The organism is Halopiger thermotolerans (genome assembly GCF_054654555.1).
Genome location: NZ_BAAIEU010000004.1, coordinates 1,394,093 through 1,419,141 on the forward strand (window position 1 = coordinate 1,394,093; position 25,049 = coordinate 1,419,141).

General features: G+C 62.5%; 35 protein-coding genes and 1 pseudogene. 17 read left to right on the forward strand and 19 right to left on the reverse strand.

The features are described from left to right. The first annotated feature begins 127 nt into the window (after positions 1–127). From ACYQ26_RS14550 to ACYQ26_RS14565, 4 genes are all read left to right on the forward strand, one after another. Entirely contained in the window at positions 128–763 is a 636-nt protein-coding gene (locus ACYQ26_RS14550; RefSeq protein WP_459809617.1) for an NAD(P)-dependent oxidoreductase, read from the forward strand. After that, on the forward strand, positions 753–1,181 hold the full coding sequence (locus ACYQ26_RS14555) for a DUF6069 family protein (RefSeq protein WP_459809618.1): 429 nt from the start codon (positions 753–755) through the stop codon (positions 1,179–1,181). Before ACYQ26_RS14550 ends, ACYQ26_RS14555 begins: the two co-directional genes overlap by 11 nt. Further along, a complete protein-coding gene (locus ACYQ26_RS14560; RefSeq protein ID WP_459809619.1) occupies positions 1,178–2,590 on the forward strand; it encodes a nitroreductase/quinone reductase family protein in 1,413 nt (470 codons plus the stop codon). The genes ACYQ26_RS14555 and ACYQ26_RS14560 overlap by 4 nt, the downstream gene beginning before the upstream one ends. 181 nt (positions 2,591–2,771) lie before the next feature. Next, complete coding sequence (locus ACYQ26_RS14565) at positions 2,772–3,356, forward strand: NADPH-dependent FMN reductase (protein WP_459809620.1); 585 nt, start codon at positions 2,772–2,774, stop codon at positions 3,354–3,356. Positions 3,357–3,362: 6 nt separating this feature from the next. Here the strand turns inward: ACYQ26_RS14565 and ACYQ26_RS14570 are convergent, their stop codons facing one another. Continuing rightward, positions 3,363–4,013, reverse strand: a complete 651-nt coding sequence (locus ACYQ26_RS14570) for a hypothetical protein (RefSeq protein ID WP_459809621.1) — start codon at positions 4,011–4,013, stop codon at positions 3,363–3,365. A 447-nt stretch (positions 4,014–4,460) separates the two neighbouring features. On the opposite strand from ACYQ26_RS14570, the gene ACYQ26_RS14575 reads away from it, so the two are divergent. The 3 genes from ACYQ26_RS14575 (at position 4,461) to ACYQ26_RS14585 (ending at position 7,994) form a co-directional block, all read left to right on the forward strand. After that, positions 4,461–5,033 carry a hypothetical protein gene (locus tag ACYQ26_RS14575; RefSeq protein WP_459809622.1) on the forward strand — a complete coding sequence of 191 codons (573 nt, stop codon included), beginning with the start codon at positions 4,461–4,463 and terminating at the stop codon, positions 5,031–5,033. Between the two features lie 140 nt (positions 5,034–5,173). After that, a complete protein-coding gene (locus tag ACYQ26_RS14580; protein WP_459809623.1) occupies positions 5,174–6,232 on the forward strand; it encodes a DNA-methyltransferase in 1,059 nt (352 codons plus the stop codon). Positions 6,233–6,314: 82 nt separating this feature from the next. Further along, positions 6,315–7,994, forward strand: a complete 1,680-nt coding sequence (locus ACYQ26_RS14585) for a gamma-glutamyltransferase family protein (protein ID WP_459809624.1) — start codon at positions 6,315–6,317, stop codon at positions 7,992–7,994. 72 nt (positions 7,995–8,066) lie between these two features. On the opposite strand, the gene ACYQ26_RS14590 is transcribed toward ACYQ26_RS14585, so the two are convergent. Next, positions 8,067–8,369, reverse strand: a complete 303-nt coding sequence (locus tag ACYQ26_RS14590; protein WP_459809625.1) for a HalOD1 output domain-containing protein — start codon at positions 8,367–8,369, stop codon at positions 8,067–8,069. A gap of 254 nt (positions 8,370–8,623) precedes the next feature. On the opposite strand from ACYQ26_RS14590, the gene ACYQ26_RS14595 reads away from it, so the two are divergent. Further along, the gene (locus ACYQ26_RS14595; RefSeq protein ID WP_459809626.1) at positions 8,624–9,850 is read left to right on the forward strand and encodes a tyrosine-type recombinase/integrase; all 1,227 of its coding nucleotides are present in this window, start codon (positions 8,624–8,626) and stop codon (positions 9,848–9,850) included. Between the two features lie 6 nt (positions 9,851–9,856). Here the strand turns inward: ACYQ26_RS14595 and ACYQ26_RS14600 are convergent, their stop codons facing one another. The 11 genes and pseudogenes from ACYQ26_RS14600 to ACYQ26_RS14650 all read right to left on the reverse strand — a co-directional run bounded on the left by ACYQ26_RS14600 (position 9,857) and on the right by ACYQ26_RS14650 (position 14,393). Next, a complete protein-coding gene (locus ACYQ26_RS14600) occupies positions 9,857–10,018 on the reverse strand; it encodes a hypothetical protein (RefSeq protein WP_459809627.1) in 162 nt (53 codons plus the stop codon). Further along, entirely contained in the window at positions 10,015–10,335 is a 321-nt protein-coding gene (locus ACYQ26_RS14605; protein ID WP_459809628.1) for a hypothetical protein, read from the reverse strand. The genes ACYQ26_RS14600 and ACYQ26_RS14605 overlap by 4 nt, the downstream gene beginning before the upstream one ends. After that, a complete protein-coding gene (locus ACYQ26_RS14610; protein WP_459809629.1) occupies positions 10,332–10,922 on the reverse strand; it encodes a hypothetical protein in 591 nt (196 codons plus the stop codon). Before ACYQ26_RS14610 ends, ACYQ26_RS14605 begins: the two co-directional genes overlap by 4 nt. Next, positions 10,915–11,307: a ribbon-helix-helix protein, CopG family gene (locus tag ACYQ26_RS14615; protein WP_459809630.1), complete on the reverse strand. Its 393-nt coding sequence runs from the start codon at positions 11,305–11,307 to the stop codon at positions 10,915–10,917. Before ACYQ26_RS14615 ends, ACYQ26_RS14610 begins: the two co-directional genes overlap by 8 nt. An 85-nt stretch (positions 11,308–11,392) precedes the next feature. Beyond that, positions 11,393–11,758 (reverse strand): annotated as a pseudogene (locus ACYQ26_RS14620) (ASCH domain-containing protein); the annotation flags it as partial. Between the two features lie 337 nt (positions 11,759–12,095). Further along, the gene (locus ACYQ26_RS14625) at positions 12,096–12,236 is read right to left on the reverse strand and encodes a hypothetical protein (RefSeq protein WP_459809631.1); all 141 of its coding nucleotides are present in this window, start codon (positions 12,234–12,236) and stop codon (positions 12,096–12,098) included. Further along, positions 12,233–12,580: a hypothetical protein gene (locus tag ACYQ26_RS14630; protein ID WP_459809632.1), complete on the reverse strand. Its 348-nt coding sequence runs from the start codon at positions 12,578–12,580 to the stop codon at positions 12,233–12,235. The genes ACYQ26_RS14625 and ACYQ26_RS14630 overlap by 4 nt, the downstream gene beginning before the upstream one ends. Next, positions 12,580–13,326, reverse strand: coding sequence for a hypothetical protein (locus ACYQ26_RS14635; protein WP_459809633.1), 747 nt, complete (start codon positions 13,324–13,326; stop codon positions 12,580–12,582). Before ACYQ26_RS14635 ends, ACYQ26_RS14630 begins: the two co-directional genes overlap by 1 nt. Beyond that, positions 13,323–13,613 (reverse strand): hypothetical protein, encoded by a 291-nt coding sequence (locus tag ACYQ26_RS14640; protein WP_459809634.1) that lies wholly within the window; start codon positions 13,611–13,613, stop codon positions 13,323–13,325. The genes ACYQ26_RS14635 and ACYQ26_RS14640 overlap by 4 nt, the downstream gene beginning before the upstream one ends. Next, the gene (locus ACYQ26_RS14645) at positions 13,610–13,915 is read right to left on the reverse strand and encodes a hypothetical protein (RefSeq protein WP_459809635.1); all 306 of its coding nucleotides are present in this window, start codon (positions 13,913–13,915) and stop codon (positions 13,610–13,612) included. Before ACYQ26_RS14645 ends, ACYQ26_RS14640 begins: the two co-directional genes overlap by 4 nt. A 280-nt stretch (positions 13,916–14,195) precedes the next feature. Beyond that, positions 14,196–14,393, reverse strand: coding sequence for a CopG family ribbon-helix-helix protein (locus ACYQ26_RS14650; protein ID WP_459809636.1), 198 nt, complete (start codon positions 14,391–14,393; stop codon positions 14,196–14,198). 98 nt (positions 14,394–14,491) lie between these two features. Here ACYQ26_RS14650 and ACYQ26_RS14655 point away from each other — a divergent pair, with 98 nt between their 5' ends. Together ACYQ26_RS14655 and ACYQ26_RS14660 are read left to right on the forward strand one after the other, a co-directional pair. Further along, positions 14,492–14,680, forward strand: coding sequence for a CopG family ribbon-helix-helix protein (locus tag ACYQ26_RS14655; RefSeq protein ID WP_459809637.1), 189 nt, complete (start codon positions 14,492–14,494; stop codon positions 14,678–14,680). A 2-nt stretch (positions 14,681–14,682) separates the two neighbouring features. Next, positions 14,683–15,048: a hypothetical protein gene (locus ACYQ26_RS14660; RefSeq protein ID WP_459809638.1), complete on the forward strand. Its 366-nt coding sequence runs from the start codon at positions 14,683–14,685 to the stop codon at positions 15,046–15,048. Here the strand turns inward: ACYQ26_RS14660 and ACYQ26_RS14665 are convergent, their stop codons facing one another. Beyond that, a complete protein-coding gene (locus ACYQ26_RS14665; protein ID WP_459809639.1) occupies positions 15,049–16,116 on the reverse strand; it encodes a Cdc6/Cdc18 family protein in 1,068 nt (355 codons plus the stop codon). It abuts the gene before it with no gap. Between the two features lie 129 nt (positions 16,117–16,245). On the opposite strand from ACYQ26_RS14665, the gene ACYQ26_RS14670 reads away from it, so the two are divergent. Next, complete coding sequence (locus tag ACYQ26_RS14670; RefSeq protein ID WP_459809640.1) at positions 16,246–16,611, forward strand: zinc ribbon domain-containing protein; 366 nt, start codon at positions 16,246–16,248, stop codon at positions 16,609–16,611. A gap of 267 nt (positions 16,612–16,878) precedes the next feature. Here the strand turns inward: ACYQ26_RS14670 and ACYQ26_RS14675 are convergent, their stop codons facing one another. From ACYQ26_RS14675 to ACYQ26_RS14690, 4 genes are read right to left on the reverse strand one after another with little or no spacing between them, the layout of a single operon-like run. Next, complete coding sequence (locus ACYQ26_RS14675; protein WP_459809641.1) at positions 16,879–17,493, reverse strand: hypothetical protein; 615 nt, start codon at positions 17,491–17,493, stop codon at positions 16,879–16,881. After that, positions 17,493–18,179, reverse strand: a complete 687-nt coding sequence (locus tag ACYQ26_RS14680) for a hypothetical protein (protein WP_459809642.1) — start codon at positions 18,177–18,179, stop codon at positions 17,493–17,495. Before ACYQ26_RS14680 ends, ACYQ26_RS14675 begins: the two co-directional genes overlap by 1 nt. Positions 18,180–18,181: 2 nt before the next feature. After that, positions 18,182–18,379, reverse strand: a complete 198-nt coding sequence (locus ACYQ26_RS14685; RefSeq protein WP_459809643.1) for a hypothetical protein — start codon at positions 18,377–18,379, stop codon at positions 18,182–18,184. A gap of 1 nt (position 18,380) precedes the next feature. Continuing rightward, positions 18,381–18,764 carry a hypothetical protein gene (locus tag ACYQ26_RS14690; RefSeq protein ID WP_459809644.1) on the reverse strand — a complete coding sequence of 128 codons (384 nt, stop codon included), beginning with the start codon at positions 18,762–18,764 and terminating at the stop codon, positions 18,381–18,383. A 219-nt stretch (positions 18,765–18,983) separates the two neighbouring features. On the opposite strand from ACYQ26_RS14690, the gene ACYQ26_RS14695 reads away from it, so the two are divergent. The 6 genes from ACYQ26_RS14695 to ACYQ26_RS14720 all read left to right on the forward strand — a co-directional run bounded on the left by ACYQ26_RS14695 (position 18,984) and on the right by ACYQ26_RS14720 (position 22,343). Beyond that, positions 18,984–19,325 carry a hypothetical protein gene (locus ACYQ26_RS14695; RefSeq protein ID WP_459809645.1) on the forward strand — a complete coding sequence of 114 codons (342 nt, stop codon included), beginning with the start codon at positions 18,984–18,986 and terminating at the stop codon, positions 19,323–19,325. Continuing rightward, positions 19,318–19,953 carry a J domain-containing protein gene (locus ACYQ26_RS14700; RefSeq protein WP_459809646.1) on the forward strand — a complete coding sequence of 212 codons (636 nt, stop codon included), beginning with the start codon at positions 19,318–19,320 and terminating at the stop codon, positions 19,951–19,953. Before ACYQ26_RS14695 ends, ACYQ26_RS14700 begins: the two co-directional genes overlap by 8 nt. Positions 19,954–20,056: 103 nt before the next feature. Further along, positions 20,057–21,028 (forward strand): DUF8098 family protein, encoded by a 972-nt coding sequence (locus ACYQ26_RS14705; RefSeq protein WP_459809647.1) that lies wholly within the window; start codon positions 20,057–20,059, stop codon positions 21,026–21,028. Continuing rightward, positions 20,988–21,695, forward strand: coding sequence for a DUF8169 family protein (locus ACYQ26_RS14710; RefSeq protein ID WP_459809648.1), 708 nt, complete (start codon positions 20,988–20,990; stop codon positions 21,693–21,695). The genes ACYQ26_RS14705 and ACYQ26_RS14710 overlap by 41 nt, the downstream gene beginning before the upstream one ends. Continuing rightward, positions 21,692–21,883 (forward strand): hypothetical protein, encoded by a 192-nt coding sequence (locus ACYQ26_RS14715; protein WP_459809649.1) that lies wholly within the window; start codon positions 21,692–21,694, stop codon positions 21,881–21,883. The genes ACYQ26_RS14710 and ACYQ26_RS14715 overlap by 4 nt, the downstream gene beginning before the upstream one ends. A gap of 52 nt (positions 21,884–21,935) precedes the next feature. Beyond that, positions 21,936–22,343, forward strand: a complete 408-nt coding sequence (locus tag ACYQ26_RS14720; RefSeq protein WP_459809650.1) for a DUF8159 domain-containing protein — start codon at positions 21,936–21,938, stop codon at positions 22,341–22,343. On the opposite strand, the gene ACYQ26_RS14725 is transcribed toward ACYQ26_RS14720, so the two are convergent. Beyond that, on the reverse strand, positions 22,344–25,019 hold the full coding sequence (locus ACYQ26_RS14725) for a fibronectin type III domain-containing protein (protein ID WP_459809651.1): 2,676 nt from the start codon (positions 25,017–25,019) through the stop codon (positions 22,344–22,346). It abuts the gene before it with no gap. Between the last annotated feature and the right edge of the window lie 30 nt (positions 25,020–25,049).

Here is a 25,049-nt window from a genome sequence, read left to right on the forward strand (position 1 = left end):
GTCCCGCTACGGGCTCGAGAACGTAATACTTGCACGATCGTACTTTTGGCTAAACGTCGCTCGCAGCCCCAATACTTCGAAGCTTCGAAGTTGCAAGTATATGCGTTCTCGAGGCGTACTATCGGGTATGCGTATCACCGTATTCGGCGCGACCGGTCGGACCGGCGAGCCGCTCGTCCGGCAGGCGATCGACCGCGGCCACGAGGTCGTCGCCTTCGTCCGGTCGCCGGAGAAGCTACAGGTGGAGTCGCCGTCGCTGACGGTCGTGACCGGCGACGTCTACACCGGCGCGGGCGTCGCGGAGGCGGTCGACGGCGCGGACGCCGTCGTCTCCGTTCTCGGCCAGACGAGCGCGGGCCCGGACGATCTGCTGACCGTCGCGGGGGAGAACATCGTCGAGGCGATGCGCGAGGCGAACGTCGATCGGTTCGTCACCCTCGTCGGCGCCGGGGTTCGCGAGGACGGCGAACGCGTCTCGCTGTCGGGGAAAGTGATGGGCGCCCTCCTGAAAGTCCTCGCTCGAGACGTCCTCGAGGACGCGGCCGAACACGTCGACCGCGTCCGCGCGACGGATCTCGAGTGGACGGTCGTCCGCGCGCCACGGCTGACCGACGCCGAGGGGACGGGCGAGTATCGGGCCGGGGACCTCGATCTCGGATTCGAGTCCATTCCGCGGGCCGACGTCGCTCGATTCATCCTCGACTGTCTCGAGGACGAGCAGTTCGTCCGAACGATGCCGAAGGTGGGGCCGCATGGCGGCTGACGTGACCGCCACCGCCGATACCGTGGCGGACTCGAGGCGGTCGTTCCCGATCCGCGCTGCGCTCGCGACGGTCCTGTCGGTCGCCGTGAACGTACTCATCGTCGCCGCGGCCGGCGCGTTCGACGTCGCACCCGGGTTCCAGGCGCTTACCGTTCCGCCCGTCGCCTTCCTCTCGGCCGTCGGTGCGATCGGCGCCGCCCTCGTCTACCTGCTGTGTCGCCGGGTATCGTCCACTCCCGCTCGGACGTTCAGGCGCATCGCGATAGCCGTGCTCGTCCTTTCGTTTCTCCCCGATATCGGGCTGCTATTCGCCGACGAGACGGCGACGCCGCTCGCCGTCGGACTATTGATGGCGATGCACGTCACGGTCGCGGCGCTCTGTATCAGACTGCTTCCGGGTGGTGATCGGCGACGATGAGCCACGCCGTCCTCGTCACCGCGGCGAGCGGGACGGTCGGCCGACACGTCGTCGAACACCTCCTCGAGCGCGACGCGGTCGTGAAAGCGGGCTCTCGGAATCCGGCCGGGGCCGGTGAGCAGTTCGCGCGACGCGAGGATCTCACCGCGCTCGACGGCGAACGCGGAGGCGGGGCCGACGATTCGTTCGTCGAGTTCGATTTCGAGCGGCCCGAGACCTGGGGGCCGGCCCTGGACGGCGTCGACGCCGTCTTCCTCGTTCGCCCGCCCGGCGTCGCCGAGGACGACCTGACGGCGTTCGTCGACGCCGCGGTGCGGGTCGGCGCCGACCGGATCGTCTACCTCTCGACGCTCGGCGCCGACCGGAACGTCCTGCTGCCACACCACCGGATCGAACGGCACGTCGCGGCGTCGGGCGCGACCTACACCTTCCTCCGAGCGTCGTTTTTCATGCAGAACCTCCACGAGGTGCACGGACGGGACGTCCTCGAGCGCGACGAGATCTTCGTCCCCGCGGGCGCCGGCGCGACGAGCTTCGTCGACGCCAGGGACGTCGGTGAAATTGCCGCGCGCGTGCTCGCGCAACCGGACGACCACCGAGACGTCGCCTACGACGTGACGGGTCCGGACGCGCTCACCTACGACGAGGTCGCCGCCGCGTTCTCCAGCGAGTTAGACCGGGAGATCACGTACGCGGCCCCCTCGATCCCCGCGTTCGTCGCCCGGATGCGCGATCGCGGGCACCCGATCGGCTACGTGCTCCTGATAGTCGGCATCTACACGACGGCGCGGCTCGGCTTCGCCGATCGCGTGACCGACGACGCGGCGCGGCTCCTCGAGCGCCGACCGCGGGGAATCGAGGAGTACGTCGCCGGTTACGCCGACGAGTTCCGCCGAGACGACGCTGCGGGGACCGAACGGGGGGCGGCCGACTCGAGTCGCGTGCGGCCGGCGAGTCCCCCGCCGGACTGGCTGGTGCGGGTCGTGAACCCGATCCTGGAACGCGTGTTGCGGTCGCCGATCCACGGACTCGTCAGCGACGACCTGCTGTTGCTCACCGTAACGGGCCGGACGACCGGGACCGATTACACGTTCCCGGTTGGGTACGAACGGTCCGGCGACGTCGTCTACGTCACGAGCCACGGCACGAACTGGTGGAAGAACCTCCGGAACGGCGGCCAGCGCGTGTCGCTCCGCCTCGAGGGTCGCGAACGAACCGGCCACGCGGAGGTCTTCGAGCGCAACGACGTCGTCGCCGAGTACCTTCAGGAGTACTTCCGGCGACGAGGGCTCGGCGCGGATCGTCGCGTCGGCCTCGAGGTGCGAGGCGAGGCGGTTCCTGGCGTAGATACCCTTCAAGAGGCCGTCGACCATGTGGTCCTAGTGCGTATCGATCTACGCGAGTCGTAGTCGCATCCCGCCGATTCGCGGTTGCGCGAGAGGAACGCGACGGTCGCGGCCAGGACGAACGGAGCCGTACTGCCGGGCCTGGGACCCCCGAGCTCCGGGCGCCGCGATCAGTTCTGTTTGACGACGCTCAGTCGGACGACCACCGGTGTATTTCCCGCCCGCTCGCGTTGACACGACTACGATGGACGTACACGTCGTCGCACTCTGCGGGAGCCTTCGAGACGCGAGCGCGACTCGAACGGCCCTCGAGCGCGCGCTCGAGGCCGCCGAAGCGGGCGGGGCGACCACCGAACTGATCGATCTCCGGGAGTACGACCTCCCCACGTTCGATGCGGATGTCGACCGCGAGGACGCCGGCGACGCCGCGGCGCTCGCCGAGCGACTCCGGGAAGCCGACGCCATCATTCTGGGGACGCCGATGTACCACGGCTCCTACTCGTCGCCGCTGAAGGCCGCGCTCGACTACTGCGGGTTCGACGAGTTCCGGGACAAGACGGTCGGCCTGCTCGCGGTCTCGGGCGGCGCCTTCCCGGTGACGGCCCTCGAGCACCTGCGATCGGTCTGCCGAGCGTTAAATGCGTGGGTGCTCCCCCACGAGGTCGCGATCCCGAAGTCCCACTCGGCGTTCGAGGACGGCGAGTTCGTCGACCCGAGTCTCGAGGAGCGGACCGCGACGCTCGGCCGGCGCGTCGTCCAGTACGCGACGATCGAACCGGATCCGGACTCCTTCGAGAGCGGCCAGAACGTCGGCGCCGAGGGCAAGTAGAAGTAGTCAGGGACAGCGCTCGAGAAGTTGCTGGAACCGGCGCTGGTGGGCGAGGAACGCGAACAGCCCGAAGACGACGGCGCCGACCTGGACCGCTTCGATCCGGACGATCAGCGTCGCGAACTCGACCGACAGTGGCGGCGACGTGACCGACCAATCGACGAACCAGGCCGCAGAGGGCAGCGCCGACGCGCCGATCGCCAGCAGCGCGGCCGGCACGACCGGCACGAACGAGCAGCGGCGGATCGAGCGGCGACCGAACGCGCGCCGCTCGAACGCGAACTGACAGGTGAGCAGGATCGTGAGCGTCGCCGTCGCGAGCGCGAGCCCGGCCCGGCCCCCGACGCGGTCCGCGACGAACAACCAGAGGACCCAGGACGCCGTCAGCAACGTCGCAGCGCCGAGGCGACGGGGATCGAGCAGATCCTGGAGGTGGTTGACCGTCGCGCCGAAGACGCTCGCCCGGAGCAGGGCGCCGCAAAAGAGGATCCCCAGACCGGCGAGCGCCGTCGAAGTCGTCCGGGAGCCGGCGACGAGACCGAACCACAGCCCGACGGCGAGCGTCTCCAGCGCCGCAGCCGACAGCGCCGCGGTGATCCCCACGACGCGCTGGCGGGTCGTCCGACCGAGCACGCCGGGCTGGCGAATGACGCTCATACCCGGCTACTCGGCGACGGCGGGTTTCGTTATGCGACTCGTTACTGGCCAGAACGATCAGCGTTCGGGAATTTATAGGGGAGAAATACGACGTTTATTCGACCGATTTCCGTCGAGCGTCGATCGATCGGGCGGCGACCGCGGCGTCGCGCTCGGATCGGTCCGCCGCTCGAGCGAGCGTTCGACCGGTTCGTCCGGGCCTCGCGTCGACGCCGGTTCGGGGCGCACGTCGATCGCGCCGTGACCGGGCACTGGCGGCCGATCGCTCCGACCGGTGGTCGGTTTCGGTGGACCGCGATCGCGATTCGGGCCCGGGTGCCGCGATCCGTTATCGGTTGGTTACGAACGGCATTCGTTTGCGTAGCGCGCCCGTAACGATCGATTAGGCACTCAAAATCGTTGAAACGTTGGGTAGAATTATGTACGGCGGTGTGGTCGTGGATGATTATGCCCGAAATGGAACAACAGGACAGGACGCTGTCGGAGATCGTCGTTAAGGAAGCAGTCGAGAAAGGGCTGGACTCTCCCCTTCGCGACTCGATTCTCGAGGCCGTCGAGGAGGCTGACGGCGGCCGGCGCGGGAGCCGATTCCCGCTCGCCGGCGCCGTCTTCGGCCTGGGAGCGGCCCTCGGCTTTCTCGCAGGTCGGCAGTCGACAGAACTCGAGGAGTCGCCGCTGGAAGACTTCGAGGAGCCGGAGATCATCGAAGACGTGACAGAGCGAGCCGAGTCCAAGATGTCGGGTAGCGAAATCGAGACCGAGATGGAGGTGGAAATGGAAAGCGAGGAGCCGGAGGGCGGTTCCCGTCTCCCCCAGCTGCTGCTCGCGCTCGGCGTCGTCGTCGGCGCCGTCCTCCTGCGCCGTCGGATGGGCGGCGAGGAGGAAGAGGAGTGGGAGCCGATCGAGGAGTTCGAACCGGCGACGAGCGGTTCGGAAGACGAAGACGAATCTGAATCCGAATCCGAAGGCGACGGCGAGGAAGCGGAAGGCGACGAGACCGAAGAAGCGCAAGAGGAGTAACGGCCTCGACGACGCTGGTCTCGAATTTCACGCTCGCACTCGCACTGGCACTCGAACTCGCGGTCACTGTTTTTCTTTCGAACGCGACGGTTCGTCGGTGACGAAGGAGCTAAGAGGGCGACGCCGACAGTGTGAACGCAATGGAGACGACCCACCGCGTCTTCGTCGGTGATGCGCGCGATCTGTCGGCCGTCGACGACGAGTCGGTCGAACTCGTCGTCACGTCGCCGCCGTACCCGATGATCGAGATGTGGGACGACCTCTTCGCGGATCTCGATCCCGCCGTCGCGGACGCGCTCGAGGCCGGCGACGGGCGCCGAGCCTACGAGGCGATGCACGCCCAGCTCGACCGCGTCTGGGACGAACTCGAGCGCGTGCTCGTCGACGGCGGCATCGCCTGTATCAACGTCGGCGACGCGACCCGCTCGGTCGACGGCAGTTTCCGCGTCTATCCGAACCACGCGCGGGTGCTCGAGGCCTTCGAGTCCCGCGGGTTCGATCCGCTGCCCGACGTGCTCTGGCGCAAGCCGGCAAACAGCGCGGCCAAGTTCATGGGCAGCGGGATGATCCCGCCCAACGCCTACGTCACGCTGGAACACGAGTACATCCTGGTCTTCCGAAAGGGCGGGGAGAGCCGCGAGTTCGAACCCGGCGCCGACCGCCGCTACGAGGCCGCCTACTTCTGGGAGGAGCGCAACCGCTGGTTCTCCGACGTCTGGACCGAGGTGCGGGGCGAACTGCAGGCCCTCGAGTCGCCCGCCGATGCCGACGAACTGCGGGAGCGCTCGGCGGCCTACCCCCTCGAGATTCCCTATCGGCTGATCTGCATGTACTCGGCCTACGGCGACACCGTGCTCGACCCCTTCTGGGGGACCGGCACGACGACGCTGGCGGCGATGTGCGCGGGCCGGGACTCGGTCGGCTACGAACTCGAGGACGCCTTCCTCGAGGTGTTCGAGACGCAACTCGAGGGCGCGCCGGCGCTGTCGCGCTCGGTCGGCCGGGCCCGGCTGGAGCGACACCGCGAGTTCGTCGCCGAGCGCCGAGCGGGGGGATCGACCTTCGACTACGAGGCCGAACACTACGACACGCCCGTGGTGACGAAGATGGAACGGGACATCCGATTCCGCGAGATCGTTGACGTCGAGCCGACGGAGGACGGCTACCGGGCGACTCACGAACCGCTGTCGCTCGAGTGATCGCCGCGGCGCTCGCGGGCGGTCGAGGGCGGACCGCAGCGGCCCGTCACTACTTTGTCGCTCGGTAACACCTACACGATCGATGACGGGTCTCGACAACGTCGATCTCGACCGATTCGATTCGCGCCGCTCGACCGTCTACGCCGACCGCGGCATGGTCGCGACGAGCCAGCCGCTCGCGGCCCAGGCCGGCGTCTCGGTCCTGCGCGACGGCGGCAACGCCTTCGACGCCGCCGTCGCGACCGCAGCCGCGTTGAACGTCGTCGAACCCACCTCGACCGGGCTGGGCGGCGACGTCTTCGCGCTCTATCGCACCGCCGACGGTGAGGTCGGCGCGATGCGCTCATGCGGTCCTGCGCCCGCCGAGGCGACGATCGAGAACGTCGAACGCGCGCTCGAGGAGCTGGACCCCGCCGACCGCGAGCGGTACTACCCCGAATCGCGGGGCTACGCGGTCGACGGCGAGACCGACCCCGACGACCTCGAGATGCCGTTTCTCGGCCCCCACGCCGTCACCGTTCCCGGCACGGCCCGCGGCTGGGAGGCGACGGTCCGGCGGTTGGGCCGCAAGTCGCTGGGCGAGGTGCTCGAGCCCGCGATCGAGTACGCGACGGACGGGTTTCCCGTCTCGCCGGTCATCGCCCACCACTGGCAGAGCGCCGAGGACCTGTTCGTCGACGAGCACGCCCGCGAGGCGTATCTCATCGACGGCGAGAGCCCGGATCCGGGACAGACCGTCGCGCTGCCCCGCCTTGGCGAGTCACTGCAGACGATCGCCGAGGAGGGCGCCGACGCCGTTTACGAGGGCGAGATCGCCGACGCCATCGTCGAGGAGATCCGGTCGAAGGGCGGGTTCATGAGCCGGGACGACCTGGCCGACTTCGAGCCCGAGTTCGTCGACCCGGTCAGCACGACCTACAACGGCGCCGAGATCTACGAGCTACCGCCGAACAACCAGGGGCTGATCGCCCTCGAGGCCCTCAACATCGCCGAGGAGATCGGCGCCGGCGAGCGCGACTACGATTCGCCCGAGCGGATTCACGCCTTCGCCGAGGCGATGAAACTCGCGTTCGTCGACGGCCACCACTACATCACCGATCCCGACTACGAGGAGATTCCGCCGCTGGCCTTGAAGGCCTACGCTCGAGAGCGCGCACAAGCGATCGGCGCGGAGCCGATTCGGGATCCCGCCGTCGGCGTCCCGAACGCGAACGCGGAGGACGCGGACACCGTCTTGCTGACGGTGGGCGACGAGGAGGGGAACCTCGTCTCCTACATCAACTCGCGGTTCGCCGGCTTCGGGAGCGGGCTGGTCGCCGGCGACACCGGCATCGCCCTGCAGAACCGCGGCGCGTCGTTCTCGCTCGATCCCGACCATCCCAACAGCCTCGAGCCGGGCAAGCGCCCATTCCACACGCTCGTTCCGGCCGTCGCGAAGTTCGACGAGAACGACTGGGCGGCCTTCGGCGTCATGGGCGGCTACATGCAGCCCCAGGGCCACGTCCAGGTGCTCTCGAACCTGATCGACTACGGCATGACGCCGCAGGCGGCGCTGGACGCGCCGCGCTGGCGGTACCGGGAGGACGGCTCCCTCGGCGTCGAGGAGCGGCTGCCGGGGCAGGCGAAACTCGCACGCAAGGGCCACGACGTCACCGTCTTACCGCCGGTCATGTTCGGCGGCGCACAGCTCGTTCGCCGACGGGACGGGACCCTCTCCGGCGCGACGGAGCCGCGCAAGGACGGGGCCGTCGTCGGCTTCTGAGCGCCGACCGCCGGAGCCGCCGCCGGACGTCGCTGGTCGTCGGTCGCCGACTCGTCGTTGATGGCGAGACCTTCAGTCGAGCGCCCGCGAATCCGTGGCCGAATCGAACCCCGAATTGGACGCTCGCTCCGTCAGGGTTACGTCGACCTCGTTCCCGACCTCGACTTCGATACGATACGTTCGGTACGTGAACTCGACCCTCGCGGCGGCCTCGTGGGACCGCGCCGCGTCGCGGCGCAGCGAGTCCGCAAGCGAATCGAGTGCATCCGGATCGATCGCGTCGTACAACGGCGGCTCGAGGTCGACCGGATCGACGCCCTCGGCCGCTGCGATCGCCTCCGCGACGCGGACGCTCGGTTGCTCCCCCGATTGCATACGCCGTGGTGGAACGTAACGACACATGAATCCATTGATGGTTTACTGACGGTCGTCTGCCGCGCGTCAGACGCTTGGCTGACGCGCGTCGGACCGAGCGCAATCGAGCGCGGAGCGCGATCGAGCCGACGCGAACGTCGGTCGCCAGTACGTAGAGTCGCACCGCTGGTCGACTCGAGACGGCGTCGAAAAGGATGCCCGGGGAGGGATCCACACCCGATCTTTACATGCCCACATTTAAAATTGCATGAGTAATGACATCGAATCCGGAGCAGTCGATCGAACGCCTCCGCGAGCGAGTCCAGGAGGCTGAGGACATGAGTCAGGACGATGCTGACGCTCTCCTGCGGATGTCCAACCGTATCCGCATCCTCGGACCCTCGAAGTACTCCGACTTCGCTCACGAGAAGTACCTCATGCGAGCCGTCAAGATGGCCCAAGAAGTCGGTGGCCTCGCTGACGCCCTCGAGGATCGTGACGCTGCCGAGCAACTCGTCGCCTGGATCAACCGCGAGAAGGGCGACTCGGCAGAGACCAACAAGGACTACCGCGTCACCCTCCGCCAGTTCGGCAAGCTTGCCAGTCCCGACGACGTCGACGGCATCCCCGAGAGTCTCGAGTGGGTCCCGGGAGGCTACCCCAGCAACTACGATCCGGCGCCGGATCCCGGCGACATGCTCCGCTGGGAAGAGGACATCCTCCCCATGATCGACGCCTGCTCGAATCTTCGCGATCGCGCCCTCATCGCACTCGCCTGGGACCTCGGCCCACGCCCGTACGAACTGTTCGACATCACGCCGAAACAGATCTCCGATCACAAGTACGGCCTCAAGGTCACCCTCGACGGGAAGACTGGACGTCGTTCCCCCATCCTGATCCCGTCGGTGCCGTACGTCAGCCGATGGCTCGAGGTGCATCCAGGTGATCGCGAGGATCCGCTCTGGTGTAAGCTCAACTCCGGCGACTCGATCACGAACAACCGCATCCGGGACATCCTGAAAGACAAGGCCCGCAAGGCCGATGTCGACCGACCGGTCACACCCTCGAACTTCCGGAAGTCCTCGGCCAGTCACCTCGCGAGTCAGGGCGTCAGCCAGGCCCACCTCGAGGACCATCACGGCTGGACTCGAGGCAGCGACATCGCCGCTCGATACGTCTCCGTCTTCGCCGAGGCAAACGACCGCGAGATCGCCCGGGCCCACGGAAAGGACGTCGAGGAAGATGAACACGAGGATCTCGCGCCTCTGGTCTGCCCTCGATGCGACCGAGAGACTCCGCGAGATAGCGACGTCTGTGTCTGGTGCGGGCAGGCGATCTCCCAGCGGGCGATCGACGAGGACGAAGAACTCGACCGGCGCTGGGTCGAAAGCGCTGGAGAGGCTGCCGACGTCGACGGACTCTCGCTCGACGACGTCATGGAGGCCCGCGACGCTGTCGAAGACAATCCCGCACTGAAGCGACTGCTCTTGGGCGACGACTGACGACATCTACTTGTCACCTCCGTCCCCGTCGACGAGCTCGAGCATTCGTTCGATGTCCTCTGAGATCGGGAGGTCGGCGTCGGCGAGGCGTTCGAACAGATCGCGCTTCTCTTCGACGGTCTCTGCGGCTTCGGCTTCCGGATCAGTCATGGATTCTGTCGTGCTCATAGGTCCAGTTGCTCGCGGATGTAGCGCTGCTCATCTTGCGGGCGGTCCTCCAGCGGGATGCAGGTCACGAGCCGGCCGTTGGGCTCTGCCAGTAGAAGCGTCTCCGTCACCTCGTGGAAGCGAGTGCAGTCCGCCGGTGGCTTCGCCGACGGATAGTCGACTGGGATGGCCTCAAGCCACGCGACCTTCGGGTCCAGCTGCGGCCGGTTGGCGCGCTTTGACCATCGGTCGGGGAAGTGCGGATCGACCTCGAGGTCCTCAAACCGCGGCGTCGGTTTGACGTCGACGTCGCTGGAGTCGAGTCCGACCGCGCTCATGGAACGATCACCCCAGTCGCGATCGCGAAGGCGGCGCCGATCGTCAACGCGCACGCGAGCCCGAAGGCCAGCCAGCCGCGCAGGGTCAGCTGGGCGCGGTCAGCATCCGTCTCGAGTGTTCGAGGTCGGTTCCACGCTTCGTCAGGATGTACGTCGGCGAGAGTGGCAAACGCTTGGGCCGTCTCTCCGCATGCTGACGGGTGGTGATACGTCCACTCTGGATGTTCGCCACCGCAGGCGCACCGTTCAGTATCGTCCGGGGAGGTACCGCCGTCGGTCATCACGCGGTGATCGCCCGCGTTTCCGACGCGCTTGATCTCGCCCTCGAGTGGCGGCTTCCAGTGGACATACTCGGCCTTCGACTCGATGTGATCGCGGAACTCCTCGAGGCCGCGGTACCGGTCGACCTTGGTGTACGGCTCGAACTCGGCGTAGCCGATGACGTCCAGATCGACGAACCGTTGATCAGCGACCGTTCCCTGCGGCTGGATCGCGTCGAAGGCGACTCGCCGAACTTCGTCGCCGTCGGGCTCGTAGAACGTGTAGCGAACGAGCACGCGAGGCGTGACAGCGCCATCGTCAGTCATCGGTCGACTCACCCCGCTCGCGTTCGTAAGCCGCCGGATCCGGGCCGAGGTGGGTCGTCAGCCCGGCGCCGGCGTCGGCGACCATCGGGATATCGTTGTTCTGTTCGGCGCGCTCGAGTACGCTTGCACGCCAGACCGAACTGACCGCTGCCTCGAGTGCGAGTTCGACATCCTCGTTGTCGGTCGCCTCCTGGAGGCGCTCGAGTTCGGAACAGATCGCATCGATCTTCGCGATCGTGTCATCGCCGGCGAGCAACTGCTGGATCGCCTCGCGGACGGCCTCGCTGCGGTTCGGGTACTCGCCCTCGTCGACGAGGGCATCGAGGTCCTCGAGTTGCGTCTTGGGGACGCGCAGCGTGATGCGCTGCATTGGATCGTCACTCATCGGGGACCACCCCGTCCGGGGCAGCGTCTTCGCCGACGGCGATCCCGTCGTCGGTCGCGACGATCGTCTCGCGACGGAACACTTCCTCGAGACCGCCGTCGGCCATGATCAGGTCGGTCTCGAAGACGATGACGTCAAGGACGATTTTCGGATGGAGGTTTGCGTCCGAGTAGTACTCGGACAGCTCCTCAAGGAGTTCGCCGGTCGTCGTATACCGGCGATGACCTTCGAAGTCAGCGAATGCGATCCAGTCGGCGCGCAGTTCGCACTGGGTGACGATCTTCGCGGTCGTCAGCTTGTGGCCGTTCTGGTTGACGAGATCGACGAGATCACCCTGCTCGAACTCGTGCTCGAAGTCGTACCGGATCGTGACCGTCTTCTCGCCGTCCATGATCGGATCGACGTGCCGATCGTCAAAGCGAATCTGCGGTCGGCCACCGTCGGCCCGCAGTTCGCTCGCCGGTTCGAAGCCACCGTCGGGGACCTCGTCGCCGTCGTCCTCGAGATAGGCTTCACATGCATCGCAGGTGTGAGTCGCGTCGACGAACCGGGCGTCGCTCTTGAGGTTCGCGACGGGCACCTCGAGGATCTTCCCGCAAGCCGCGGCGTGGCGCCCGTCCTCGTAGTACATCGAGGCATGCCAGGTCTCGTTGATGTCCTGGACCCAGCACTCGACGCCGTCACCGGCGTCAGGGTTGAAGTTATCCACCGGCAGCCCGCGGTACTCCTCGAGGCGCTCTGGGCAGTGGTTGATGTCGTGGCCCGGCTGGTCGCAGTACCCACACCCTCTACTCATCGTCATCACACGCCGGTTCGGCGATCAGCAGTTCCTCGTCACCGTCGTCGACGAGGATCAGGTCGGGGTCGGACGTAAACGAGCCCGCGACCGAGCGGTCGACGCGGCCGATGACCTCGTAGCGGGCGGTCATACCGTCGACACCTCCTCGATCAGCGTCTCGACGTCGTCCGGATCGAGATACTGGCCGTCTTCGAGCGCATCGAAGATCTCGCCGTGTTCGACGTGGTAGGCGAACTCGAACCAGACCGTGCCGTGTAGCTCGCCGGGGTACTTCTCAGCGAGCTTGTAGCAGTTCGTGTCGTGGACACGGGCGCCGTTGTTCATGCTCAAGACAGCGATGTCAATGTAGTCGCCGCCGTAGCCGATCTCGCCGAGCAGGTGGCCCTGGCCATCGAACCGGGTGAGCATGAAGTACATGTACTGGCTGCGCTCGGGTTCGTGGACGCGGACGGTCTTCGTCTCGTAGACCGACATTACGCCTTCACCTCGGCTTTCTCGAGCGTCTCCTGCTCGGTCTCCTCTTCTTCGTCTTCGTCCTCCTCGAGGACGTAGGCGATCGGGACGATCTCTTCGTCGACGAAGCGTGCGAACTCCTCGACCGCCATCTCTTCGGGCTCCCAGATCGCGAAGTATCCGCTCTGGTAGAGAACCAGCCGGACGAACTCGCCGTTCCAGTGGGTTGTCAGTGCGACGCCGACGTTGGACTTCACCGCGTCCTTTTTCATCGCGCCCTCGCCCCACTGGATCGAGACGTCGTCGGTGTTGTACTCGCGCGAGGCCATCTCGATGGTGAAGTCGCGGCCGGCGTCGCGTTGGTTGCGCACGAACTCTGCCGGCGAGAACGCGACCGGATCGATCCCCGCGACGCCGGTGCGCTTGACGAACTCGGTGAACGGCCAGTCGACGTCGAGGTGTTCGTCCTGCTCACGTGGCGTGTGCGTGCGCTCGGCGACGACCCAGCCACCGTCCTGGACGTCGGCGATCCAGTCAGAGGCGACCATCCGCGTGCGCGTCTCACGGCTGACCTCGATCTCGTGGCCGTCTCTATCGACGATCTCCTCTTCCTTCGGCACGCGGCCGGCGATCTTCCCACGTTGGACAGTGAGCTCGTCGAGGTAGTCGACTGCCGACTTGACGTGCAATGAGCGGTGAGTGTCGTGGTAGTTCTCGAGGGGGTCGGACGCCGGCCCTCGGAGGAACGCGAGAGTGCCGTCGATCATAGCAGATCGACCTCCTCGGATTCGGGGTCGATCACGTCGATTCCCTGCTCCTCGAGATCCACGTGGAACTCGTCACGAAGCACGTTCGCAAGGCGTGGCGTCACGGCATCGGGCTTCGGCCCGTCGCCCATGTCGCCCTTCGCGACCGTCGGCTCGAACGTCTCGTAGCCGTTGACGCCGTTGATGTAGTGGTGCGTGCTGACGCTGGCGTGGTTGAAGACGTCGATCTCCTCGCCGTCCTTTTCGACGAGGATTCGGTCGCGTCCGGTGAGATCGATACCGCTCATCGCCATCCCTCCGTAGAAACGACGTCTGTGCTGTCCGCGACGATCCACTCGCCCGATTTGCGCGTGCCTTCGACGGCGTACTCGCCGTTGGTGGCGTAGTACGCGTAGAACGGCCTCGGACGCTGTTCGCGTGCTTCGGCGTCGTCGAACTCCTGGGCGATTCGGAGCCGCTGGACGACGACGTCCTCGGCCTCGAGGTCTGCGGCACGCTCAAGTGCGCCCGCAGCGTACCCTGATTCGCTGTCGATACTCTTACCGTCTTGCCGGTCGTTTGGGCGACCGGCTGGATTTCGTTTCGTCATCGCTCGTTGATCCAGCCCGCGGACCGCCGGGGCGCAAATCTGATTGGTACCCAGGTGCGTCCCGGCCGTGCCCGCGTGTACGTGTTCTGCAGTTGAACCCAAGACCCACTAAAAGTGACCCGCGTATTTCGAAACAGCCTACCGACGAGTAACCGCTGGCTAACGCCTATATTAGGCGCTGTAGCCGTCGGATAACAATTACGTCGGGTGCTGTGTGTCGACATGCGCTTTGGGTTCCTGCAGTCGGGGCGCGTTGGGGCGCGCCCCTCCTCGCTGTCAGTTAGTTCGTAGCCTGTGCTCCGCTGGTTTCGTCGGTCGTCTGATCTGGCCGACGGCCTTGGCGCTCGAGGTACTCGTTAATAGCCTCTCGGATAATCTCTGACCGGCTTACCGAGTTGCCGGGCTCGCTGCGCTCATAGGCAATCTCGTCGACTTCTTCGATCATTTCATCCGGGATGCTTACCCCTGGAGATGCCATCACCACCACGTTACCAGCCTACCAGCATAAAACTTTGGTAGCAAACCAGAGTGTTCACACCACTAGCATTTATATTACCAAGCTACCAAACCGGTTGTATGGCAAACACTGGAATCACCGTCCCCGACGAACTGCTCGAGGACTTCGACGACAAGGTGTTCGAGTTGAAAGCGGAGGGTGAGATCGACCGCGACGCTTCGAGGAGCGAAGTGATCCGCACGCTCATGGAGGAGTGGGTGGAGGGAAACTCGACGTCGAGTTCGACGGCAACGGTGACGGCTGACTGAGTATGCGCAACTTTCTCTCGCGGCTGTTCTCAAACTCCAGCGACCAGAGCCCGGTATCTGACCGATCCAGTGGGTACGACTACGATCACTACACCGACGCGGTCGAGGACGTTAAGCAACTCAAACGGGAGAAGCGTCACGACGAGGCTGAGGACTTGCTTCTCTGGTGCATCGACACTGCTGAGGCGGAGGAGAGTAGAGGGCTCCCGCGGTGGTACTACAAACACCTCGGGATCGTATATCGAAAGGAAGACCGCTACGAGGACGAGGTGGAGATTCTTGAGAGATACGTCGAAAACGCAACCAGTCCGCGACAGGAAATACTCGACCGTCTCGAACGCGCCCGCGAACTGTCGGAGAAGAACTGATCACCCTGCTGTAACCGTCTCAACCTCGAATTCGACAGGTGCTTCTAACTCTTCATCGACCGCTTCGTACACCTTCGAGTTCGTTTCACCAGGCATCTCGATTAGGTCGTAGTCGGCCATCTTCTTCAGATAATCCCACGCTCGGCGCCACCCCACCGGCTCACGCCGCCGCCCGTCGAAGATCTCGACCTTGTTCGCTCGATACGCCGCTTTCATCTCTTCACCGTTGACCGGGCCGACTCGGCGCACCAGTTCGTACAGCCGCTGATAGGTTACGGGCAGCGACCGCAGATTGTCCTCGCGGATCTTCCGCTGGGCGCGCTCGAAGGCATCGCGGACGTCACGCTCGTGGAAGCGATCGTGGCCGCGGTCCTGGGCGAGCTCCGCTGCGGCCAGCACGGTCTTGATCGCCCAGCGGGCCTCGCCATCACAGTCGTCAGCTATCCACTCGAGTTGGCCCGGCCGCGTTGGATCACCGACGAGGCCGTGCTCGATGCGCGGCTTGAGGATGTCGACGAGCTCCTCTTCGTTGTACTTGCGAAACTCGATCTGGGCGTCTGCCGGAAAGCGCTGCTCCATGTCGCCGTCCAGGCGGGCGAGCCATTCGACCTGCTGGTGGGTGATCGCGATCACCGACACCTTCTCGATCGAGAGTAGATCCTCGAGGACGTCCAGGTCCGGGATGACGTCAGCCTCGTCGAGGATCACGATGTACGGCGTGTCGCACACCTCTTCGAGTGTCTCGAGGAGACTCACTCGAGACTGGTTTTCGTGGACGATGCCAGTACTGGGGTGTTTCGCGGCCGCCTTGTGGATAATCTCGTAGGCCGTATCGCCAGAGCACTCGATGCCGACCGACTGGACGCTGGCCCGCTGGTAGAGATCGCGTAGCAGCCACCGGGTCGTTGCGGTCTTTCCAACACCCGACGGCCCGTGGATTAGCGCGTCCTCCGCGCGCCGCCCCTGCGTCGCGGGTTTCAGCAGCCGCGACAGCGCCTCGAGTTCGCTGTCGCGATGGACGATGTCGGCCTGGTATTCGTCGTCGAAGACCCACCGATTCTTAATCATATGTGACGGTATCCACGAGTGTCATAAAAGGCGTAATGGGCGTATTTCGAAACAGCGTTCGATAATCTGCATCAACATAATTTTCAGCGAACCAGAAGTTATTCCTCCTTTCCATCTATATGAGGTGTTATGTCAGCAGAAGCGACGACACAAACACCAGCAACAGATGAGCAGTATTGTTCAAGCTGCGGGGAAATTATAAAAAAGAAGGCTGAGATTTGCCCGGAATGTGGTGTGAGAAATGAAAATACACTGAGTGAATCGTCTGAACCAGAGAAGCTCTCGACAATGGGCGCAACTGGTTACTCAATCGTGAGTATCGTTACTGGAATACTTGCGACCCTCTTCTTCCCACCTGTCTTCGGCGCGATCTCGATATTTTGCGGATATAAAATATATCAGCGCCATCGAGAATTATATGGAATTGGTCTAATGGCCTTTGGTGGCATCACAATGATTATTGGTATAATAGTTGGAATGGCGGCTTGGTCGTAACGTTAAGGAATGAAAGATGTTCCTTGAATGCCTACTGGAAATTCTTCTCTGAAGAAAGAGTAACCGGAGGAGGCTCCAACTACTCGCTGATCGCAACGCCGTCAGCGCACTCGAGCGCCACGTCTTCGACCGGTTCGCGCCCGACATGTCGCCACTCGTCGGCGACTCGCTCGTACTCGATCCGCATGTGGCCGCCGTCGGCACAGGGCTCGAAGGCGAACTTCCGAGCCGCCGTCGACGCCGCGCCAGCGGACGCCGAAGCCCCGGTCAGTCATCGTCCTCAAGCTCGTCGAGTAGGGCCTCGGTGTATCCTTCGAGATCTTCGCGGTTGGCATGACGAACGACCAGCTCGGCGAGCCGCACACCAGGCCCCCAAAGGTCGGACAGCTTGAGATCCTTCGCGAAATCGAGCGTCATCTCGTCGACATCGCGGTTGCCGACATTATCGACGTAGCCGAGGAATCGTTGGTCCGGTTCGTCGAAGTCGTCGCTGACCTCGCCGTCGACGATCGTCTCGGCGACACCGATGAACGCCTCCGCTCGGCCGTCGACCTGGACATCCCACTCCTTGAGTTGCTCATCAGAGATCGCGTAGCGAAGGCTGTCATCCTCCTGCTCCTTGAGGACCTCGCGAATCGCGTTGCGCTTCCAGTTCCGCAGGTCGCGGAAGTACCAGAACGTCGCGAAGCCCTCGAGCGTCTCGAGTCGACGCGAGATCGAGATCTCGCCCTCGGTGCGCTCGACGACGTCGCCCTGATCGCGAACGACGGTGACCGGACCACTCCCCTCGACGAGGAACGATCGCGGTAGCACCGTCTCGTCGACGCCCTCGCCCTCGAGGGCGCCGGCGACATCGTCGTCGGCAGCTTCAGCTGAGGACATCACTCGTCACCTCCAGTAAGCCGCGCGGCTTCGGCAAGTTCGCGCGCCTCATGGACTGCGCCGATCGGGATATCCGAATCGAGTTTCGAGGACGCGTCTTTCGCATACTGCTCGAGGACGTCAGCCGCTTGCTCATCGTCCTCTGCAGCCCGGAGGAACAGTTCCTCGAGGACCGTGGCCACGATTCGGTCGAAGACCTGCCGGCCGCCGTCGGCCTTCTCGGTCTCGATCCGCATCAACCGGGACTCGGGGAACGCGTACGTCTTGTTCGGCTCGGACTTGACGCTCGAGCAGTAGACGACGTCGAAGACACGATCGTCGGCACTCGCGTTGAACCGTGCATTCCCGTAGTTCTCGAGGAGGTCGTAGCCGTACTCGTTGGTCCATTCGAGAGCGGTCTGTTCGGTGTCTTCGAGGACGTGAACGGGACGTCCCTGTGCTAAGTCGAGCGCTACGTCGCCGGGCTTGATGTCGGTCTCGTCAGTCATGGTGTCGTCGTCTTCCGCCATCCGCAGTTGCTGGTTAACGCGCTGTACGTGCGTATTCTCCTCTCCGCTGCCGTCCGCACGAACCGCCGGCTCGGGGCCGGCGACCGCCTCGGCCTCGCGACGCTTCTCGAGCTCGTGCTGGATGCGCTCGGACGGCCACTCGTCGACCCGACCGCCCTGCGGACTACGCGCGGCCATCGTCAGCACACCCCCTCGAACAGCGTCTTGAACTCGGTCCGGCCGAACTCGTCGGTCAGCCCCGTTCGCTCGTGCTCGAGAACGACGTGGTGAGCCGACGCCTCGAGGACGCGGTAGGTGTGCTCTGATCGCTGCTGCTCCTGGACGATATCGTTCCGTGTGGCGATCGGCGTCCGCCGTGAGCCTCCTTGCAGGTGCATCTTAGAACACCTCGTCGAGCGCGTCCTGGACCTTGTCAGCGGCCGAGACCGGACGGTCCGCCCAGCCGACTTCCTCGTCGATAAACTGGATCCAGATCGCAACGCCGTCCGTCGTGTCGTCGGCCTGCTCGTGGTCGGCGACGCCTTCAACGTGGAGGATCGGCCCCTCGAGCGAGAAGACCGGCACGGCGCCGTCATCGTCGCGGTCAGCACGCGCCTTCGTGACGACGACGCGGTCGCGCTTGCGGTCGAGGTGGTGGTGACGTCCTTTGACGTCCTCACCGATGTACGCGTAGTTCCAGCTGCGTCGCTCGAGGACGGTGTCGTCGATCTGTGCCTGGTCGTCGGTCGAAACGGTTTCATCCGTTGGGTGTTGTACGCTCATACGCTGGGTCTCCAGCACGGTCGAGGGTGTTGGCGCACCCGTCGGCCATTTCCTCAGCCGAACTCCCGTGCTCAGTCACTACTATGCACTAATGCATATTAAGTATTTTGCATGGACGCAAACGTATGCACCCACGCAAATTATTAGTGAGGTGAGACAGTACACTCATTTGCAATGGCGCAAAAACAGCAACCACGAATGGGTCGTTATCGCGCGATCATGACGGATACCGACCGAGAGTACATCTCGGGCGAAGGCGACGCCACGGACAACCAGCGGATGCAGTCCGTATCACGCGTCCGCTCGCGTATCAACAAGGAACTCCCGACGGATATCGAAGTCCTGGAAGAACACCGGCCAGATCTGCTCGAGAACCTCCGCGATGTTGTTTGCGACGACGCAAATCCCGACGGTGGGCGGGTGGAGACAGTCAACCGCGAGCGGATGACGCACGCACTCGATGATCTCGAAGCGGCGCTCGAGCGGGGCGATCGCGACCGGGTCGAAGAAGCTCTCGAGCGAGCGCGAGATGAGCTCGAAGACGGAGGTACCGATGAGTAGCGCAACCACTGATGGCGGCTCCCGTCTCGACTGGCCTGCCGACTTCGGCCGAACGGACCCGGACGACCGATCGCCGAATAACAACTTCGACGTCACGCTCTCGAAGGCCTTCTCGGATCTCGAGACCCAACTCGACCGACTCGACGTCGAGGAGTTCCGCTACTCGTTCGATGCCCGCCAACGGAAGAAGGACAAGCGCCCCTACTCGCGGGCGAACCCCGACGATCCTGGATTCGTCCTCCGCTGGACGATGGATGGCAACGACTACGCGGTCGCGTGCGACCGCTACTCGCGGCTCCGTGACAACGTCCGTGCCGTTGGCCTCTACCTCAAGGAGAAGCGGAAAATGGAGAATCGACCCGTAACGACGGGCCAGTCAGAGTTCGCAACTGCTCGACTCCCACCCGCAGACGGGGAGGCGATCGCGGCGCCCCCGGTGCAGAGTGATGACGTCCTCGACGAGGATCCGCACGAGGTCCTGGACGTCGCGCCGGACGCTCCCGACGAGATCGTGAAGGCCGCGTTCCGCGCGCAGGTAAAAGACCTCGAGGGCCACCCCGATACAGGCGGCTCGAGTAGACGGTTCCAGAAGCTCAAGCGGGCGCGGGACGAACTGCTCGAGGATTAACTCCATCACTCAGCATTCGTTCTTATGGTTCTCAAGTCTGCAAAAACACTATTGATTTAAATGTCTGGGAGCCAAGATACGGCCATAGACGAATTCCAGACCCATGAGTCAGTTTGAGACCGAAAAAGAGTTTTTAGAGTGGCTAGAGACCTGTCTTAAACACGCAGTCTCGGAGTTGGGTCTGGACTGGGATGATGGAACACGTGTCCGTCGTCAAAAGTACCTGTGGCTGGCAGTGTCTGAATTATATGGGGAGGACATTCCAGTTTCACACAGTTGGTTTCTATACGGGGTGAATATGTTCGATTCCCCGCCAACTCACGAGGCTATGGCGAGGGATTTTCCAGGTCTATCACTACCAGATCACTACGATCCCATAGTCACTCGCCATTCATATGAGGAGGTAGTATCCTTCTATACAAATGATCTGGACGACTTTTCGTTAGAAACATGGTGGAATCATCCAGATCGTGCAGATTTGGCTTTTCTTGAGCAATTTTACCAAGAATATGCCCCAGCAACATATAGAGATCTCTATCTAGAGAACGTAAACCTGCGGGAAAAACTTCGGCAGGCAAAGAAAAGAGTGGTGTCTGAAGAAGAAAATGTTGAAATGTATGATGATATATCGCTGATAACGGCACGCATGCAACTCGAATTGGCTGATTTACCCAGCCAAGATATCAATGTTGATGATTTTATAGAGTTCAGCAATACAATAGAAGATGTATTTCTGACGCTTGAGGGTTCAGATTATGAATCATACGACCAAGATATGAAGTCTGGACTCATTTCGGTTATATCATTTTATAGAGAAACAGTTTGGCCAGGTATTGCGGCGTCAGTGTCTACGGAGACAGTCTCAGGCCCGAATATGCGTACAGCACTTGATCGTGCAAATAAACAAGCAGAAAAAGCCTCGCGAGAATTCTCTAATAGTGTCAGCGGATTCCGAGAGGAATGTGAGAAATCGGGTCTACTACCAGATGTATCACAATATCCGGATCGCGACGATGAAATTGATCAGAATATAGATGAACTATTCCGAATGGGGGGAAGTAGAAATGGTCGATGAGTCTTTTTTACAATCTCATCAACCAGACACAACTGCTATCTTTGTTGATAGTTCTGTTCTTTTAGATTACACTTTAGATCGAGCTAAGGACTCCTCAAAGCTCCTGTTAGATAGTAAAACAAGATTTGTGACCAGTGAAACAGTTAGGCGTGAAGTCTCCAACTTAGTTACGCGACGCGAGTCGGTTTATCGAGATATCCTTGAATTTGCCGCCACTGGCAGGCTCTCTGAATATAGCATACCCCAGGGACGTTTAAGTAGAAATGATAGGCAAAAGCTGACTTCGCTAATTGAAGAATTGATTGGAATGGATGACGATGCAGTCATACTAAAGCGAATAAAAGAACGAGTTCGACGCGTCTCTCGAGCAGAAGAATTACTATTTGAGAGTTCTGATTCGATTATTGATAATGTGGTTCCGTCAGAACTCCCTCCACAAATCAAGGGATATCTGAGAAATATAATTTATAATGATAGCGATGTTCGTGTGCTTGCTAACGCGGCAGTTTGGTCAGAAAATGGTGGTACCGGAACAGTTGCGACAACGGACCACAATGATATGATTTCCAAAAGAGAATCTATCTTAGAAGTAACAAACAAAAACCGAGAAGTTGGGACTGTATTTGTATTCACTCCTAAAGAAATCACTAGCCAAAGAGTAGGGTGAACAATGGTTACGGCTATCGCCGCCAGGATGATCTCCTCATCGCTATTGCACTGACCGAGTTCTCAGTCCACTACGAACAGGCTGATCCCGAACTCTCGCGAAGAGCGTGGCAGCTGGCCGCCGACCGATTGCTCGAGCATGACGTCGAACCGCAGGAAGCTGTCGACGCGCTCGAGGTCGGCAAATGAAGATCAGAAAACAGGCGATACTCTTATCATCAAAACGTTCAATCGGAGTGGTATGAACCGGCGGCAGTTACTGATCGGGACCAGCGCTACTTTCTCGACGATTCTGGCCGGCTGCTCGAGCGGGACGTCTGAGAACCAGAACGAAGTCTACGCGGAGGAAACAGTCGAAGCAGTCGACGGCGAGGCTCCGGTGACCGTTGACAACTGGACGATCAAGGACGGAACGCTCCACCTTCACTTCACGCCAGTGGGTAGTCACGATCGCGTGCTACGGATCATCGCCGGCGCGTACGCGGGGAACGTGAACAACGGACTGGAACTCTCGCTCACCGGCTACGGCTACGAAGGAGATGAGACGGTCATGTACTTCCAGATCGAGCCTGACTGGGCGCAGCAGTTCATGGACGACGAGCTCACGGAAGAGGAATACATCGACCAGATCAGGGAGACTATGGCGTAGTCACACCCGCTCGGAGTTGCGTCCGACTCGAGTGCTGATCTCCTGGACGAGATCCCCAGCCGACTGTCCGATGCCGAGAGTTCCCGTGATCCGATCAGGCTCGTGGCTGATGTCCTTAATCTGGTATGGGCCGTCTCCAGGCAGTTCGTCCAGATCGATCGCGTTGATCACCGACCATTCGACCGAGTCTCGAGGAATCTCGAAACTCACGTCAGAGACCGCGTCGCCAGTTTCTTCGACCAAGAAGAGAGCGACCTGATCGCACATCTGCTTCGACGCAAGACCGGGGATGTCCTCGATCTCCGGTTCAACGTCGTCTTCGACGACGTCGCCGGCGATGTACTCGCCGCGGGGCTTGACGTCGGCGTCGACGCTGATCGTCTGGCCGTCCGAGATCGAGCCGCCCGATAGCGCCTTGATCTTGGGCTGGCCGTCTTCCGCCACCCGCTGGATCTCGTAGTCTTCCCCCTCTTTGAACTCTGTGTCGCCGCTGTAGACCGTTGTTTTACCGTCGACGAGCCTCGAGTCGGGGAACGGGAGATCAACCCACGAGCCGACCGAGACGGTCACCGACTGTCTGGTCACCCTCTGCGCGCCACCGTACACGATGGCGTGGTCGACGACGTCCTCGGTTTGCTTGTCGTTTTTGTACTTCGTGAGATCGGGGCTGTCGTTCGTCGCGCGCTGCTTGAGTTGCGTCCACTCGATCGAGGTCTCGTCGCCCTGTTGCTGGACCTCAAAAACGAAGTTACCGATGTCAGCACACTCGCGCAAGACTTCGATCAGCGGCTCGTCGAACGATCGGTTCGTGATGACCGGCGTATCGTCGAGGATCGCGTCGATCGCGACGTAATCGAGCGTCTGGGGCTGGTAACCATATCGGGGCGTCGACGCCTGTGGATCGAGATCAGTCCGTGCGCCGAGGCCGACGCGAGTTCGGGCAGTCGTGTTCAGTTCGTTGTACACGAGTGAGTGGCTCGTTGCGTTCGTGACCGTGTCGTAGTCGGTCGTCCCATCGATTCCGATCGAGAGCTCGGCGACGCCGTTCGCGTCGTTCGTAGTAACCTCGAGGAAGACCTCGCTGATCGCAAGTGGCGTCGTGATCGGTTCGAGCTCGATCCGAATCGGCGAGTTGGGGTACTCCCATGGACTGTCAAGATGCCCGCCTGACTCGTGGACTGAGTTGTCGAAGTTGCTGGAATCGTGATACCGCTGATCGTAGACGACTGCAAGGTCGACAATGTATGGATTGCTCCCCTGCGTCGCCTCTTGGGCGACTAAACTGCCGGAACTGAAGCTGCCACTGTATGCGTAGCTGAGATCGAACCAGCCGGGGGAGCTGGTCGAAGTCATGCTAATGGTCGCGAGGTTTGCGCCGTTGAAATCGAAATCAATGTCCGGCACATCGCTGCCGAGGATTCCCTCGCGCAGGGCGATCCCGACCTCGCCGTCCGGAATGGAGTAGCCGAAGTCGAAGTTGAGGCTGAAGTTCGCTTCGCCGGCGGAGCCTCCCGTGTACGATCCGTCACTGTGCTCACTGGATAGCTCTATGATCTGGCAGGTCTGTAGCGGGACGATCTCCCCATTGACGATCTCGAGCGGCAGCGTCTCGTCGGTCCGGATCTGCTCAAGGACAGCATCGGTGAGTGCTTGCTCAAGCTCGACGGTGGAATCGGCCTCTTGGATCCGGCGCTTCTCCCCAGTCTCGGTCTGCGGCGTATCGACGTTGGCCGTATAGCTCGTATAGTCGTTGATCAGCCGCTCGACGAATACATGAGTCTTCTCGACGTCGACATCTTCGGTCACTTGCGTCTCGAGTTCTGTCCCTCCCTTCCCCGTGAGCGACGTCTGTTTCGAGCTCTTTCCTTTCTTGAGCGATCGATGCTCGAGGCGGTCGACCGGCTCTCGATCGCCATCGTACCAGACGCGCATCGGAGCATCGTTCAATGCGTCGTCGTGCCAGCGCCGCCTGAATGGAACCGAGAGTTCGACGGTCGGGTAGCCGTTGGCCGTCGGGTTGCGAGTGATATCAAGCAGGTCTGGAGTCAGCGGCGCGTCGCGATCGGGCTGATCAACCTCGATGTGTGGGCCACGCGACGGCACGGCCCGGTCCTCGAGGCCGATTGATGTCGTCGTGGCTGTCTGTGCCGGACTGTCGGCGTGAACCCACTGCGTGAGGGCCCTGACCATGTAGAAGTACTCCCGGTCAGGTTGAACGGTATCGTCGGTGAACGATGTCGCCGACGCCGAGACGGTACCGACGAGTCGCCCAGGGTCGCCATCGGGATATGAGTAGTCAGTCCGCTTCCGGTAGATCTGCTGGGAGCCTTCGAACGTTGAGTTTAGTGACCAACTGATCGAGACCGATGTCGTCGACGTGCTCGAGATTGTTGGCTGATCGGCCGCGACGAGCTTGGTGATATCCGCGGCCTCGAGCCAGTTACCGGTCTTGTGCTCAGTCTGCGTCCGCAGCCGGACGCTGTACTTCTCCCCGTCGAGCAGCCCCGTGATGGTGTACGCGAGGGTGTCGTGCCCGACGACGGCGGAGTTGGAGTCGGAGTACGAGGTCGTGGTGTCGGGGTCCTCCTCCTTCCACTCGATGCGATACTCGCCGTAGTTGATCGTATCGTCCCAGTTCGCGGTGATCTCGCTCTGGACCGTTGCGTCGAGCGTCATCCCCGCCGCATCGGGCAGATCGGTAGTGAA

What these genes read in the sequence shown, in the direction of transcription:
- ACYQ26_RS14700 (WP_459809646.1), top strand. Translation starts at nt 19,318, where the DNA reads ATGAGTAGCGCAACCACTGATGGCGGCTCCCGTCTCGACTGGCCTGCC.
- ACYQ26_RS14670 (WP_459809640.1), top strand. Translation starts at nt 16,246, where the DNA reads ATGTCAGCAGAAGCGACGACACAAACACCAGCAACAGATGAGCAGTAT.
- ACYQ26_RS14725 (WP_459809651.1), bottom strand. Translation starts at nt 25,019, where the DNA reads ATGACGCTCGACGCAACGGTCCAGAGCGAGATCACCGCGAACTGGGAC.
- ACYQ26_RS14600 (WP_459809627.1), bottom strand. Translation starts at nt 10,018, where the DNA reads ATGAGCACGACAGAATCCATGACTGATCCGGAAGCCGAAGCCGCAGAG.
- ACYQ26_RS14625 (WP_459809631.1), bottom strand. Translation starts at nt 12,236, where the DNA reads ATGACCGCCCGCTACGAGGTCATCGGCCGCGTCGACCGCTCGGTCGCG.
- ACYQ26_RS14610 (WP_459809629.1), bottom strand. Translation starts at nt 10,922, where the DNA reads ATGACTGACGATGGCGCTGTCACGCCTCGCGTGCTCGTTCGCTACACG.
- ACYQ26_RS14550 (WP_459809617.1), top strand. Translation starts at nt 128, where the DNA reads ATGCGTATCACCGTATTCGGCGCGACCGGTCGGACCGGCGAGCCGCTC.
- ACYQ26_RS14660 (WP_459809638.1), top strand. Translation starts at nt 14,683, where the DNA reads ATGCGCAACTTTCTCTCGCGGCTGTTCTCAAACTCCAGCGACCAGAGC.
- ACYQ26_RS14580 (WP_459809623.1), top strand. Translation starts at nt 5,174, where the DNA reads ATGGAGACGACCCACCGCGTCTTCGTCGGTGATGCGCGCGATCTGTCG.
- ACYQ26_RS14595 (WP_459809626.1), top strand. Translation starts at nt 8,624, where the DNA reads ATGACATCGAATCCGGAGCAGTCGATCGAACGCCTCCGCGAGCGAGTC.
- ACYQ26_RS14640 (WP_459809634.1), bottom strand. Translation starts at nt 13,613, where the DNA reads ATGAGCGGTATCGATCTCACCGGACGCGACCGAATCCTCGTCGAAAAG.
- ACYQ26_RS14555 (WP_459809618.1), top strand. Translation starts at nt 753, where the DNA reads ATGGCGGCTGACGTGACCGCCACCGCCGATACCGTGGCGGACTCGAGG.
- ACYQ26_RS14695 (WP_459809645.1), top strand. Translation starts at nt 18,984, where the DNA reads ATGACGGATACCGACCGAGAGTACATCTCGGGCGAAGGCGACGCCACG.
- ACYQ26_RS14655 (WP_459809637.1), top strand. Translation starts at nt 14,492, where the DNA reads ATGGCAAACACTGGAATCACCGTCCCCGACGAACTGCTCGAGGACTTC.
- ACYQ26_RS14590 (WP_459809625.1), bottom strand. Translation starts at nt 8,369, where the DNA reads ATGCAATCGGGGGAGCAACCGAGCGTCCGCGTCGCGGAGGCGATCGCA.
- ACYQ26_RS14635 (WP_459809633.1), bottom strand. Translation starts at nt 13,326, where the DNA reads ATGATCGACGGCACTCTCGCGTTCCTCCGAGGGCCGGCGTCCGACCCC.
- ACYQ26_RS14690 (WP_459809644.1), bottom strand. Translation starts at nt 18,764, where the DNA reads ATGAGCGTACAACACCCAACGGATGAAACCGTTTCGACCGACGACCAG.
- ACYQ26_RS14685 (WP_459809643.1), bottom strand. Translation starts at nt 18,379, where the DNA reads ATGCACCTGCAAGGAGGCTCACGGCGGACGCCGATCGCCACACGGAAC.
- ACYQ26_RS14680 (WP_459809642.1), bottom strand. Translation starts at nt 18,179, where the DNA reads ATGGCCGCGCGTAGTCCGCAGGGCGGTCGGGTCGACGAGTGGCCGTCC.
- ACYQ26_RS14585 (WP_459809624.1), top strand. Translation starts at nt 6,315, where the DNA reads ATGACGGGTCTCGACAACGTCGATCTCGACCGATTCGATTCGCGCCGC.
- ACYQ26_RS14570 (WP_459809621.1), bottom strand. Translation starts at nt 4,013, where the DNA reads ATGAGCGTCATTCGCCAGCCCGGCGTGCTCGGTCGGACGACCCGCCAG.
- ACYQ26_RS14565 (WP_459809620.1), top strand. Translation starts at nt 2,772, where the DNA reads ATGGACGTACACGTCGTCGCACTCTGCGGGAGCCTTCGAGACGCGAGC.
- ACYQ26_RS14665 (WP_459809639.1), bottom strand. Translation starts at nt 16,116, where the DNA reads ATGATTAAGAATCGGTGGGTCTTCGACGACGAATACCAGGCCGACATC.
- ACYQ26_RS14710 (WP_459809648.1), top strand. Translation starts at nt 20,988, where the DNA reads ATGAACTATTCCGAATGGGGGGAAGTAGAAATGGTCGATGAGTCTTTT.
- ACYQ26_RS14575 (WP_459809622.1), top strand. Translation starts at nt 4,461, where the DNA reads ATGCCCGAAATGGAACAACAGGACAGGACGCTGTCGGAGATCGTCGTT.
- ACYQ26_RS14630 (WP_459809632.1), bottom strand. Translation starts at nt 12,580, where the DNA reads ATGTCGGTCTACGAGACGAAGACCGTCCGCGTCCACGAACCCGAGCGC.
- ACYQ26_RS14645 (WP_459809635.1), bottom strand. Translation starts at nt 13,915, where the DNA reads ATGACGAAACGAAATCCAGCCGGTCGCCCAAACGACCGGCAAGACGGT.
- ACYQ26_RS14650 (WP_459809636.1), bottom strand. Translation starts at nt 14,393, where the DNA reads ATGGCATCTCCAGGGGTAAGCATCCCGGATGAAATGATCGAAGAAGTC.
- ACYQ26_RS14615 (WP_459809630.1), bottom strand. Translation starts at nt 11,307, where the DNA reads ATGAGTGACGATCCAATGCAGCGCATCACGCTGCGCGTCCCCAAGACG.
- ACYQ26_RS14560 (WP_459809619.1), top strand. Translation starts at nt 1,178, where the DNA reads ATGAGCCACGCCGTCCTCGTCACCGCGGCGAGCGGGACGGTCGGCCGA.
- ACYQ26_RS14705 (WP_459809647.1), top strand. Translation starts at nt 20,057, where the DNA reads ATGAGTCAGTTTGAGACCGAAAAAGAGTTTTTAGAGTGGCTAGAGACC.
- ACYQ26_RS14720 (WP_459809650.1), top strand. Translation starts at nt 21,936, where the DNA reads ATGAACCGGCGGCAGTTACTGATCGGGACCAGCGCTACTTTCTCGACG.
- ACYQ26_RS14675 (WP_459809641.1), bottom strand. Translation starts at nt 17,493, where the DNA reads ATGTCCTCAGCTGAAGCTGCCGACGACGATGTCGCCGGCGCCCTCGAG.
- ACYQ26_RS14605 (WP_459809628.1), bottom strand. Translation starts at nt 10,335, where the DNA reads ATGAGCGCGGTCGGACTCGACTCCAGCGACGTCGACGTCAAACCGACG.